Consider the following 13,581-nt stretch of genomic DNA (forward strand, 5'->3'; position numbering starts at 1 on the left):
TTTTAGCCGTTAAAATGTAATATTTAAACCTACATTGTACGTACGCATTGTTGGATAGGCTGCCGGACTGTTTTGTTCGGGATCGAAGCTGTCAGTCTTCAGGTGAGTCCATGTATACAAGTTGTTACCACTTAAATAGAAACGTACATTGGAAGCACCGATTTTCTTGCTGATGCTTTCCGGTAATGTATATCCTACTTCTGCATTTTTCAGACGTATATATGAGGCATCCATGATAAAGAAGTCGTTGGGCTGCAAGCTCGGGCCGCCACTGCTGGACAGACGAGGATACGTAATCTTTTCGTGATTATTATAGCGTTCTTCGCTCCAACGTTCCATGTGCATCTTGTAAAAGTTGCCGCTGCTTTCATAAATACCGGCTCCTGAATAAGTCTTGCTGTATTGGCCTACTCCCTGCAACATGATAGAAACATCGAATCCTTTCCAGTTGGCAGATAAAGAGAAACCGTAGTTGATGCGAGGCAATAGGGAGGAATAGCCAATGGGAGCCTTGTCACGGTCATTGATGACACCGTCTCCGTTGAGATCTTTATAAATAAAGTCTCCGGGTTCCGGTGTTCCTACACCTTCATAAGTCAGTCCGCTCTTGGCAATACTCTCGTCGCTATAGAAGAATCCTGTGCCGTCACGCCCTTTTTCAGGATCATAGCTGTGGTCGATGATATATCCCCAGTTTTGTCCTAATGAGAAGCCGGTGGTGCGGGTGCGATAAGCATAATCCTTACCTAATAGTGGCTCGTCATATTCCAATACTTTGTTTTTGGCATAACTGAAGTTTGCATTAGCAGAAACAGATAGCCCGTTTTTGAATTGTTTCTGATATCCGAGGACCATTTCGAATCCTTGATTCTTTACTTCACCATCGTTCATCAGTGGAAGAGCGGATGAGGGAAGACCTTGAATCATAGGAGTAGTCTGCGGGATAATCAGAATATTTTTTCTTTTTTCAACAAAGTAGTCAAATGAGAAGGAAAGATCATGATACAAGGATATGTCTATACCATAATTCTGTTTTTCAGCTGTTTCCCATGTGATGCTTTTGTTTCCTATGTAGTTTTCGGCTATCTTGTAACCTTGTCCCCAACCGGAACCATTGGAAGCATATCCCAAGCTTGGGGATAACCAATGATCTCCTTTACTGTCGGTGACTACGGAATATTGACTGATATTATCCAGATAAAGGAAACGGGCTGAACCGAAGGCGTCGTTACCAACTTTTCCCCAAGAAGCTCTTAACTTCAGATTGGTCAAAACCGGATTATCCTGAAGGAAGCCCTCATTAGTAATCAGCCAACCGAAAGAGGCAGCCGGGAAGAGACCAAATCGTTTGTCCGGTGAAAATTGTTCAGAGCCGTTATAACCTACGTTGACCTCCGCAAAATAACGTCTGTCATAGTCATAAGTTGCACGTCCGGCAATACCGATGACGTTGTAAGGAAGCAGTAGGTCACCGGATGTTTCTTTGGATTCTTTGATGTCCCGTTGAGCTAGAAACATAGCAGTGACATTATGCTTTCCGGCGAAGGTCTGGTTATAGTTGATTTGTCCCTGTAAGTTCATAACCCAATAAGATTCGGAAGACTTTGTGAGTTCAATCGGGCCGTCTTCGTCCTCCAGGCTAGGATGGCGATTGATAAACAAATGCTCTCCTGAAGCTAATGTCTGATACGTATACCAGGTATAGGAACGTTTTCCGATTGTTTTCCCAAATCCTTTGGAGTCGAAAGATACCTGGCCTTTGACAGAGAGCCCTTTAGTGATAAATCCCAAATCTATTTCTACTCCTCCGATAACATTGATTCCCGATCTGGTTTCCAGTTGATAGCCCGAACGGTTGATTAGCGGATATGCACTCAATGAATTGTTGGCGGGATCTTCTACGGATAATCCGGCACCAATAGGGAAAGTACGTATAGCATCGGTAGCGTATGCGCCTTCCGGGGTGAGATACATGGAAGTAGGGCGTGAGGTCAAAGCGCTGTTGAATACACTTGACATACTTGCGGAAGTTCCGTTGATCCGTTCCAGATAAGAGGAAGCGTTTAGGTTTATTTTTACCGATTTATTGACTTTGTAGTCGATATTTGAGCGGAAGTTGTAGCGGTCTAATGAAGACTGGGCATTGTATCCCAACTTGGATTTAGGTTCTACGTTGAACATACCTCCCTGATGCAGATAGCCTGCACTTACAAAGTATTGAAGTTTGTCCGAACCTCCCGAAACGTTCATGTTGGCTCTGGTCATGGGAGCATAATCTCTGAACAAAATATCTTGCCAGTTATTATTCGGATAAAAATCCGGATCTACAGGATTGCCTGTTTTCCATGAATCGAACTTATCAATGTCCGGTCCGAAGAATTCAGCGGAATTTCCGTCGTTCACGAGTGCTTCATTGCGAAGTCTGACCCAATCCCATGAATCCAGACGTTCGGGTTTGAAAGCGATTTCCTGCATGCTGAACTCTACATTGGCACTGATACGGGCAGTTCCTTTTTCACCTCTACGAGTGGTAATCATTATCACTCCGTTGGCACCACGTACTCCGAATACTGCTGTTGCGGAAGCATCTTTCAATACGGAGATATTAGCAATCTCGTTTGGGTCGATAGATCGCATATCGTCTACAGCTACTCCATCTACCATAATTAATGGGTTTGTTCCGTTTGTAGTGGCAGCACCACGCAGGAACATGGTGACTTCGTCACGTCCCGGTTCACCGGAGGTCTGGATAGTTGTCAATCCAGGGAGTTTCCCGGATAAAGCGGAACTTAGGTTGGGTGATGAGGATTTCATCAAATCTTTTCGATCAATGGAAGCTACGGAACCGATGACGGAAACCTTTTTCTGGGTACCGTAAGCTACCACTACAACTTCCTCCAGGTTCGCTACGTCCGGATGCATGATGATACGCATGTCTTTTTTAGCAGGAATGTCCTGTTTTTGATAACCTACATAACTGATTTCCAGTATAGCGTTTGGGGCAACCGATAAAGAGAAACGACCGTCTATGTCTGTAATAGTACCATTCGTTGCTGCTCCTTTTTCCATGACGGAAGCTCCGATCAGGCTTTCACCGGACTCGTCTACGACGACTCCGGAGGCTGTTATTTTAGACTGTTGCTGTGTCAGGGTAGCATCTCCGATATCCGATGCATTTCCTGTAACGGGAATACAGATTCCCAACCCAAGCAACAGGCACATTTTGTATAGCCAATAACTTCTTTTCATAACTATAACGTTTAAGATTGTTTTCTGTCTAATTAAATGAACTCAACATTTTATCCTTGTCGTATCCTATGTATTCATAGCGTTCTATCCGGACACCTTGATTCTTTGCGGTAATACATGGACTTGTGCCGTTCCATGGGCTATCCATCCACCATTCTTCTACTAATAGCTTTCTTTGAGTTGAAGAGCTGTTGGTAAATGAGAACTGAACCTTTGAGGCATCTACAGCTCCACCGGAGTAACCTAGTACGGAATAAGTACCTGCCAGATTACGCAGATCGACATAAGTGAGCGGACAACCGGATGCATTTAGTGATGTGATGGATTTGCACCGGTTTATATCCAGATATGCTAATCCCGGATTGTTGCTCACATCTATAGAGGTTATCATATACTGATCGCCAGAAATGAATTTGGTTAATCCTGCATTCTTGGCACTGAAAGTCTGAATTCCTTTCTCATCTACCGGACCTGCCGTGTAGCTGGTACTGATTGCGTATTTACTAAGATCGATTTCTCCCAGATTATTTCCATCCAGAATGAGGTTTTTGTATCCGCAGAAGTATTGTAGTCCTTCCAGATTAGTGATTCCCTTATTGCTAAGATCAAGGGTCGTGTTATTCTTGAAGTATTCAGTATTCAGAGCAGCCACTGTCAGAACTTTATCTCCATCGAATACATCCGGAACCAATGCTTTGAGTGCGTTTCGCAGATTGGTATCAGGAATTTCTCCGTACTTTTTCATTGTCTTCTGATATTTTCCGTAACTGTAATAATAGTTGTTGTTTCCATCGGGATAGTCGTGCATCCAGTCGTACCCTTCCACTGTCACTCCATTATTGATGGCATCTACGATAGAACCGCTATTGCTGTAGTATGAGTCCATCCACCAGGATTCCATTTTCAGGAGTCGTTCTTTACTTGCGTCATCGCTGAAAGTAAATTTGAAGTCTGTGCTGTTGTAGTTCAGGCATCCGCCATAGATACTGTGGTAATTGCGTACATCCAGATATACCAGTTTGCAGTTTAGGGCAGAGAACTTCTCAATGTTATAACAATAATACAGGTCGACAGATTCTAGTTTGGTACTTCCATCTATGTTGAGAGATACCAATGTCGTGTTCGGCTGTTCCGAAGTGGCTAGTTCCAGTTTGGTCAGACCAGTGTTTTGTGCAGTCAGTTCAGACAGTCTGGATAGTACTTCTGCAGGAATTTCACTGATATCATTATTGTTGCAGATCAGTTTCCGAATGTTGCTGAAATGTTCGAGTCCCTCCAGAGAAGTGATATTTTTATCGCTGATATTTAATGTGCCATCAGTGAAAGTGACATATTTAGCACTGGAAGATATCTTTTCTCCTTTAAATATATCAGGGAAAAGAGCAGACAAGGCATTACGCAGGTTTTCGTCGGGCATAACTCCAACAGTACTGTTGATGACGCCTAATGTTCGCATTTTGCTACCGCGTACCAATACAAGTCCATAAGAATCTTTGGTGGCCGTAGAGGGGTAAAGTACCGTGATATGATCGGATGCTACTTCTCTGGTTTCCATGTAGATGGGCTGTTCAGTACCTCCTGAAAGGGGAGAAAGAGCCAGTACATCACAGTCGATAAAGCCATTTCCCTGAATGGTAATCTCTGTGCCCAGGGATTCTTCCGAAATATCCGGAAGCACTACATTGGTTACTCCTAGGTCTGTGCCTAACTTTTCGTCTTCACATCCCAAAAGGAATACCATTCCAAGCATTAATAAAATGTAGAAATGTGTTTTCATAAATACTATTTGTTTAATGAATAAATAGAGTACATAGTTATTCTTGTTTTAAGACGATCACAGAATGAGCCGGAAGTAAACATAGAATTTTATCGTTCACTTTGAGAGGCTGGGCGTCCGGAGCCAACATTTGGTCTGTGGTAGGTAAACCGTCTTTGATATAACGGTAAACCTGATAATTCCCTTTGGCTTGCGTATGTTCGTTGATGAGGCTTATTGTTTTCTCCTGGTCCATTCCATTGGCGAAAACATATACCCATTTGCCATTTGTGTTTCGAACAGCAGTTCCTGCATACCATTCTTCCGGTGTTGCTATCGGATGGATTTCAGCTCCCGGGCGTATGAAACGTGTCAACAGAGAATAGGCATAGTACTGCGGGCGTACCTCGTAATCACTTTTGATATCGTTGTAGTATGGCTCCGAAGCGTATGTTTTCTTTACATACTTCCATAAACCCAGTTGCTGCATTGCTCCGTAGTCTGCATCCTTACCATAGTATTGGTCTATCAGGCTCCAATAGCTAACACCGCTTGCTCCTGCATTGAGTAGATTGATGACTATGCGTGTCATGAGTACTCCTCGTTCATACAAGTCGATATCTTTTTGTCTGGTGGCACCTACGCATTGATTACCTCCGAATTCACCGATGAAATGGGCTTTTCCAACTGAAGAGGCCAATTGAGAGTTTTGTTTTTCCCAATCCAGAATTGTGGAGTTCGGAGTTTCGTAGCCGAAGATATAGGTGTGGGAGTTGAATACGTCAGCAACGTTCGCCAGTCCTTTCGTGCAGGCTGCCAGATATTTAGGCGTTCCTGTACCTCCGTCTGAATTGTCAGAAAGACTGAAATGTACTTTATTTCGTATTCCATCCTCTTTGAAACGTCTGTCGAGTACTTTACACATTTCAATATAGTCGGCGGTGGGAGCAGCTTTACCTTTGATGATATATGACCAATCTGGTTCGTTGATCGGAGTAATCTCTTTGACGCACGTGTATTTTTTGTTGTTGAGCAGGTGTTGTACAAGTGCGGAAAAGTTCTCGCTCCATTCTTCATAGTTAGTCGGGGCTACTACCCAGTTACCATAATTCCCTTCGGCCAGGAAATGTCCCGGAGGGGCTCCCCAAAGTACAAGGGTGACTTCCATTTTCTGTTCTTGTGCCATATCCAATACTTTGTAGAGTGATTGCATTTCTACAGAGTTGAAAGTGAAATTATGCCAGTCGATTTTGGATGCATCCGGATTGTCATTCTTTGGCTCATACCATTGTGGCATCACCATCACCCGTAAGCTTTGCAGTCCCATTTCTTTGACACGTTTCACAACGATGCGCTCCCAGTCTTCAGCTTTGGCTCCATCATTGCGGGTCACATTTTGTGAGAGGAAGTGGGGATCTAGTTCTGCACCTATAGCACGGAGCTTTACACCGGTTTTCTTTCCTACAGAAAGTTTCTGTATGGCAGTTGTTGAACTTTGGTATTTGATTATCAGACTACTTTGCGGGTTATCCAGTGTCAGCGTGAAGCCGTTAGCCAGTTCTTTACCAGTTTTCTTTATAGCTTCTCCTGTATCTTTATTGGTGAGTATATAAGTGTGGTCAGGGTGTAGCCCTGATAAATTGACAGTATAGCTCTTGTCCGGATTGTCTTTGCGACGGAAAGCTACGATGTATCCGCTGTCATCCGACGGACGATAAAGTTGGTATGCTAGCCAGATATTTTCCGAAGTAATGTTGTTTATTCCACTCAACGGATAGTAATCTTCATAGAAATAGGGACGGAGTTCTTTGAACTCTGCCTGGCGGTCGCGCATATCATAGATGGATTGTCCGGCTTCGGTTATTTTCCAGTTGTAGATAATAGAGGTTCCGAGGCTGGAACGGAAAGTGAATTTGTCGGCACTCACAGTTCCTGTACCATGCAGGGGAAGGTATAAGTTCAATCCGTAAGTATGGCATTGATAACCGATTGGTTCTCCATAACTGTAGTCTGTTCTCCACATCGGTGCACTGCGTGAGATACTTTCGAGGTCAATACGGCGTCCGCCACTGGCACAATTATCAACCAGCAAGCCCGGAAAGCGGTTCAGCAGATATTCCCAGAAAGAATAAAGTCCTTCAATGTATCGGATTTCGCAGATACCTTGTCTGCCAGGTTCATCATTGGCAGCCCAGAAACCTTCCGGCTCTATATTGAAATCCTGGCGGTAGTAGTCTATGCCATTTTCTTCGAGGAAGTCTCCGATATATTTACTCATCCATCGACATGCCTCCGGATTTCCGAGATTGAATAGATAAGAGTCGTGCTCACCATCTCTTGTCCAGTCTTCCTGTTTGGCTTTTCCTCTGGCATCCAACATCCATTGAGGGTGTTGCAGTGCCCAAGCTGAGCCTTTCATAACACGCTCCGGTTCAAACCATACCATGAACTTGGAACCAACTCTATGCACTTCGTCGGCGATGGGGCGTAATCCTTCGGGGAAACGAATAGAGTCGACGGTCCAGTTTCCTACGGTGTTCGCCCAATTCTTATGATTGGCTACATCTGCAGAGTGATTGTACCATCCGGCATCCAGCCAGAATACTTCGGGTACTAATTTGAATTGTTCATACCGTTTCACCATAGCAATGGCATAATCTGTAGTCAGGCAGGTATATTCATTACAGGGAGTAGGATCACCGTAGTTGAAACTGGTCGATATTGGATATACGGTCGGTTTACCACCTACTTTCCAAGTGTGGTGGGCTTGCACGAAACGGCGGAACTGGTTGTGTCCTTTCATCCGGTCGGAACCGTTCCAGAATGACAGGCATACACTGGAAGTGCGGATGCTCTCTTCCGGATACAGATAGGTTTTCAAACGTTCAATTCCGGAGGTAAGCGCTACGCTTTGCTGGTCTGCACAGCGCACATCGGCAAACCAGGTTCCTGTCCATCCGATGGCTACGATAACTCCTTGATTGGCCGGAGATTCAATATTGAAGAATGGCATACGCATTTGTGAAGAGCGTCCACCTTCCGGTCTCATATAAAGATTATCACCCGGAGACAAGATTGTAAGTTGCTGGCTGAAATCTGATTTGGATGCATGGCTGCCTTCGGAATGATGAAGGTTGAATGCTCCCGGATGCTGGTAGCGGAATGTGATATCAGACACTTTTACGTTGGCAATCTCCGGCGTATTTTTCTTTCCCTGGTTGGTGAAACGGAGTACCCATTCCACCGTATTGAAGTCGGTAAAGCCTTTCACTTCACATTCTACTTTTAATCCTCCGGATGGTTCACGATAAGTATAAAGGCATTTCAGAACCTTGGGATCGTCACTTTTCTGACGCGTAGCCGTATAAGACCAGCTTTTGATAAATTCCTGTGAAGGTTTACCTTCATATTCGAAAGAGAAAGGAGGGACCACACCGCGGGCAAAGTGGGTGGTTATCCATTGGCTGGTGTTTACCGGGCGGTCGCTCATGCGGGCTACCGTCTGTCCTGTTCCATTATGAGGGAAGAGAAGCAGAATGAATAGATAATATAGTATTCTTTTTTTCATTCTTTATTCGGTTTTTCGTTGGTAACTTTATATTTTAGTAATAAGGAACTATGTGGCTTTTCGAGGATCAGTGGCAACTGACTGGTCAGTTCTTTTCCCTGATAGATTTTGCTCTGTCGGCTATCCATGTCTGTCACTGTATAGTATTTTCCCGGATCCACTCCTGAAAGTCTGACGGTGATTTTTTTGTCTTTGGAGGCGGTTCTGCGGAAAGCAACGATAATACCACTGTCGTCCGACGGACGATGCATTTGATAGGCTAGCCAGATATTATCCCGCGTCATGTCTTCTGTACCCGTCAGTGGGTAATAATCTTCGTAATAGTAAGGTCTGATTTCGTGGAATTCTTTCAGACAACGTTGCATTTCGTAAACGGAGGCATTTTTATCGGTTATTTTCCAGTTATAAATCAAAGCTGTGCTGACGCTTGAGCGGAAAGAATACGGATCGGTCTGTAAACTACCTGTTCCATGTAAAGGCAGGAAGAAATTCAGGCCATACGTGTGACATTGGTAGCCGTCCGGATCGTCGTAATGATAATAATCACTCCTCCATAGTGGTGCGCTTCGGCCGATTGTTTCCCAGTCAATACGTCGTCCCCCACTGGCACAGTTGTCTATGAGCAGGTTCGGGAATCGGTTCAGCAGATAATCCCAGAAGTAGTATAGTCCTTCGATGTGTCGTATCTCTTTCATTCCTGTACGTCCGGGCTCATCGTTGGCTGCCCAGTAGATATCCGGCTGCATATTGAAATCCTGACGGTAATAGTCTATGCCGTTTTCTTCGAGCATATCGCCTATATATTTACTCATCCAGTGGCAGGCTTCCGGATTTCCCAGATCGAACAGTAGGTAGGTGTCATTGTTGTGTTCGGGAATGTCGAGCATCCAGTCGGGGTGTTCTACTGCCCATTGGGTACCACGGATGACACGCTCGGGTTCGAACCAGACCATGAATTTAGCTCCTACTTTGTGTATTTCGTCGGCTACAGGACGAAGTCCTTTGGGGAAGCGCAATGTATCTACAGTCCAGTTGCCGGCTGTGTTGGCCCAGGTCTTGCCATGTTCGAAGTCTGCAGCATCGGTGTTCCATCCGGCATCCAGCCAGAATACTTCGGGCTTCAATCCGAACTGTATGTAACGTTTCACCATGGCAATGGCATAATCGGCTGTCAGGCATGAGTATTCCGTACAAGGTGCGGGGTCCCGATAGTTGAATCCGCTAGAAAGAGGATATTCGGCAAATTTTCCGTTGATTTTCCGTGACTTGTGTGCCAGGACAAAACGGCGGAATTTATTGTGTCCTGCCATCCGGTCGATATTTTCCCAAAACATCAGACTAATACTTGGGGTACGAATTGTTTCCTGTGGACGTAAGTATAATTTCATGGTTTTCATTCCCGAAGCCATGGATATTGTACGATTATCTTGTGCGCATACATCTGCATACCAGGTGCCCGACCAGCCTACTCCTAATATGACTCCCTGTCCGGCAGGTGATTCAATGTTGAAGAAAGGAAGATAGTCCCCTTCTGAAGAGCGTCCTCCTTGTGGAGACATCTGTTTGGTTTCACCCGTTGCCAGAGTAACCGAACGTGGATGGAAATCATATTTGGAGATATGGTTTCCGTCTGCATAGTGTAACTTGAATTCTCCTTTAGAGGCGTATTGCATGGCAAGGTCCACTACTTTCACTTGTTCCAGAATGGGAGAGTTGCCCGTACCTTTGTTGGTGAAGTTCAATACCCATTCGGCAGCCTGATAACTGGGATAGCCTTTTACGGTACATTCTACTTTCAGTCCGTTGGTAGGATTGTAGTAGGTGAAGAGATACTTTATCACATCCGCTTCTCCGGATTCTATCTTTTGCTGGGAATAGTCCCATTGGCGGATAAATTCTCCAGAAGGTTTCCCGTCACATATAAACGAGAACGGAGGTGTTTTTCCTTTAGCGAATTGTTTCTGAATCCATTTTTCGATTTCAGGAATGTGTTTGGAGATTTTAGCCGTCGTCTGACCCACGGCTATGATGCTCCACACACTCATAATCAGTAATGAGAACAGGAATTTCGATTCGATTTTCTTGAAATGTTTCATTAGAATATAGGTTTATGTGGTTTTTACTTTTCTCATTATTCCGATCAGATAGCACCATACAATGGCAAGTACTATAATTGCAGATAACTGACTGTGGAATGAATCAGTGATTATTCCTAAAATAGGCGGGAGGACGGCACCGCCGGATACACCGACGATAAGAAGTGCAGATACTTCGTTCGCTTTCTCGGGAACACGTTTCAAAGACAGAGAGAAGATGATGGAAAACAGATTGGCATATCCTATCCCGAAAACTGCTACACATCCGAGGATAAACCAGAGATTAGTGCTAATGGTCATCAGTATCAATCCTGCGAGAGCTATCCAGACGCTATAAATATAGAATTTACTTTCTGAATATTTCATCAGTAGGATACCACCCCAAAAGGCTCCTACAGTGCGGGCGAAGAAATACACACTATTTCCCATTCCTGCATCTGTCAGTGGTAGATCGCAACGTTCCATCAGGAATTTAGGGAAAGTCATATTGATACCTACGTCTACACCTACCAGCACGAGAATACCGATAAAGAAAGCAAGAATGTATTTGTCTTTGAATAATTCAAGAGTGACTTTAAAAGAAATGTTCTTCCGTTCCTGTTGTTTTTCTTGTATAGGCGTAAGCCATAGCCATATCAAAGCGAGCAGTGACAGTCCGGCATAAATGGGGAATATCATTTTCCATCCGAAAAAACTACCAGTCACCCAAGCTGCCAGGATAGGACCCAGGAATGAACTGACTGCTTTGACAAATTGTCCTAGGGTTAATGTACCTGTCAACTTCTCGTTTGCAACGACATCCGTTACTAATGGATTGAGTGAAACTTGCAATAGAGTGTTACCGATACCTATCAAGGCAAATGCGATTAATATGGCGGTAAAGTCGTATGCAACGAGTGGAAGGCACATGGCTAATACATGGAATGCGAAGCTAAGTAGTACGGTTTTCTTGCGTCCGATGCGATTCATTAACATTCCGGTGGGAATAGAAAGCACTAGGAACCACAAGAAACAGGATAGAGAGATGAGATTAACCATCGTATCGGTGAGATGGCTGAAATCATTCTTCACATAGCTCGTGGTTATCCCGACAATGTCAACAAATCCCATAACGAAGAATCCGAACATGACGGAGAGCATTTTTACTATGGATATTTCTTTTTTCATTCGTGTACTTTTGATGATAAATTACTTGGTTGGTGGGCATATATATCCAGCACGGTGGATATATATGGCTAGCATGGTGAATATATATGCCCAATACGGTGTATATATATCCCCACTAAATGGGGTATATATACTTCTATTTTTGTACTAATACCCTGATTGATGAACGAGATAATTTAAGTTTTAGGTTATTCTCTTGCGTGTTGACCGTTTCTGTTGATTCTATCAGATTATCACCTTCCGGTAGGCGTCCTTCCATATATTTGTAGACATTGTATTCTCCATTGGCACCTTCTTTATCATTTTCCAACTGTATCATCTTGTCTTTGTCTGTAGCGTTGGAAAGTACATACGTCCATTTTCCCTCTGTGTTGAGAAAAGCACTTCCGGCTATCAACTCGTCGCCGAGATCCAATGGATATACTTCGTCGCCCTGGCGGACAAAACGTGTCAACAGACTATATGCATAGTATTGAGGACGTACCTCGTAGTCTTCCTTGATTTTGGAATATACATCTGGGTCTTCGGTATAAGCGGATTTTAGATATTTCCATAAACCGAGTTGCTGCATTTCCGAATAGGAGGCATTGCGGTTATAATATTGATCGATCAGACTCCAGTAGCTTACTCCGCAAGCACCGGCATTCAGATAGTTCAGAGCAACGCGGATTAGCTGTACCCCTCGCGTATATGTGTCTATACCATATTGACGGGCACTTCCGTATCCAGGGAAACCGAATTCTCCAACAAAATGTCTTTTACCTCCTGCAGAAGCTATATTTTGACGTTCCCAATTTACGAGAGTCGAATTAGGGGTGTTGTAGTCAAACTTGTATACATGAGAGTTATACAGGTCGACTTCATCGTTTGTGAAAGCGGAAACACAGGCAGCGATATATCCGGGTGTACCGTCTGTATTGTCAGAAAGGTTGAAGTGTACCTTACTGCGTATTCCATCTGCTTTAAACTTGGCATCCAGTGCTTTCACCATGGGGGCGTAGGTGTCCTGCCAACCCATGGTTTCAAAATCACCTTGCCACATGATGCGGCCGTAACCTGCTATATGACTGTCAGGCTCATTGAATGGAGTAATTTGATTGATACAGGTATAATGCTTTTCTTCAATCAGGTATTTCACCATTGTGGAGAAGTTTTCAGCAAATTCTTCATAGTTATCTATACCGGCAATCCAACCCGGATTAACGTTATAACTTCGTGCATCACACAAGAAATGCTTTTGACCATTGTTAATGCCAGATAGTAAGTCGATATTGGTAATGGCTCCCCATACGACTAATGTCACTCCGATATTATTCTCCTGGGCCAGATCCAATACTTTGTATACAGACTGCATTTCTTCCGAATCAAAAGTGAATTTGCTCATATCCGCGACATTAGGATCGTTGTTGTCATTGGAGGGTTCCCACCATTGTGGCTGTATCATGATTCGGAATTGTTGTACTTTCATTTTCTTTACCCGTTGTACAACTATATTTTCCCAATCTTCAGCCTTTGAACCATCATTGCGGGTGATGTTTTGTGAGAAGAAGTGCGGATCCATCTCGACACCGATAGCATGAACCGGAGTTCCTGTTGAATTCCCTACTGCAACAGGATAATAGTTGCAAGTCGGGCAATCGTCATATTTGTTATAATCATCCGAGCAGGCGGACATTCCCCAAAGTGTGCAAACAATACTCAATAGAGTTTTACTGATATGTGTCATTTTCATTGCCATATTGATT

General features: G+C 43.9%; 6 protein-coding genes. All 6 read right to left on the bottom strand.

Features of this window, described 5'->3' with window-relative positions; translation table 11 throughout:
- Positions 1–9: 9 nt before the first annotated feature.
- Positions 10–3,249 (bottom strand): SusC/RagA family TonB-linked outer membrane protein, encoded by a 3,240-nt coding sequence (locus tag ACT8YW_RS02580; protein WP_444103883.1) that lies wholly within the window; start codon positions 3,247–3,249, stop codon positions 10–12.
- Positions 3,250–3,277: 28 nt separating this feature from the next.
- Positions 3,278–5,026, bottom strand: a complete 1,749-nt coding sequence (locus ACT8YW_RS02585; RefSeq protein WP_122136514.1) for a hypothetical protein — start codon at positions 5,024–5,026, stop codon at positions 3,278–3,280.
- Between the two features lie 37 nt (positions 5,027–5,063).
- Positions 5,064–8,573: an alpha-galactosidase gene (locus ACT8YW_RS02590; protein WP_444103884.1), complete on the bottom strand. Its 3,510-nt coding sequence runs from the start codon at positions 8,571–8,573 to the stop codon at positions 5,064–5,066.
- The gene (locus tag ACT8YW_RS02595; RefSeq protein WP_444103885.1) at positions 8,570–10,669 is read right to left on the bottom strand and encodes a glycoside hydrolase family 36 protein; all 2,100 of its coding nucleotides are present in this window, start codon (positions 10,667–10,669) and stop codon (positions 8,570–8,572) included. Before ACT8YW_RS02595 ends, ACT8YW_RS02590 begins: the two co-directional genes overlap by 4 nt.
- A gap of 12 nt (positions 10,670–10,681) precedes the next feature.
- A complete protein-coding gene (locus ACT8YW_RS02600) occupies positions 10,682–11,836 on the bottom strand; it encodes an MFS transporter (RefSeq protein WP_444103886.1) in 1,155 nt (384 codons plus the stop codon).
- Between the two features lie 136 nt (positions 11,837–11,972).
- Positions 11,973–13,574: a hypothetical protein gene (locus ACT8YW_RS02605; protein ID WP_444103887.1), complete on the bottom strand. Its 1,602-nt coding sequence runs from the start codon at positions 13,572–13,574 to the stop codon at positions 11,973–11,975.
- Positions 13,575–13,581: the final 7 nt, after the last annotated feature.

Origin of the sequence: Bacteroides sp. (genome assembly GCF_052357945.1) — a bacterium.
Lineage (GTDB): Bacteria > Bacteroidota > Bacteroidia > Bacteroidales > Bacteroidaceae > Bacteroides.

What these genes read in the sequence shown, in the direction of transcription:
- ACT8YW_RS02580 (WP_444103883.1), bottom strand. Translation starts at nt 3,249, where the DNA reads ATGAAAAGAAGTTATTGGCTATACAAAATGTGCCTGTTGCTTGGGTTG.
- ACT8YW_RS02585 (WP_122136514.1), bottom strand. Translation starts at nt 5,026, where the DNA reads ATGAAAACACATTTCTACATTTTATTAATGCTTGGAATGGTATTCCTT.
- ACT8YW_RS02590 (WP_444103884.1), bottom strand. Translation starts at nt 8,573, where the DNA reads ATGAAAAAAAGAATACTATATTATCTATTCATTCTGCTTCTCTTCCCT.
- ACT8YW_RS02595 (WP_444103885.1), bottom strand. Translation starts at nt 10,669, where the DNA reads ATGAAACATTTCAAGAAAATCGAATCGAAATTCCTGTTCTCATTACTG.
- ACT8YW_RS02600 (WP_444103886.1), bottom strand. Translation starts at nt 11,836, where the DNA reads ATGAAAAAAGAAATATCCATAGTAAAAATGCTCTCCGTCATGTTCGGA.
- ACT8YW_RS02605 (WP_444103887.1), bottom strand. Translation starts at nt 13,574, where the DNA reads ATGGCAATGAAAATGACACATATCAGTAAAACTCTATTGAGTATTGTT.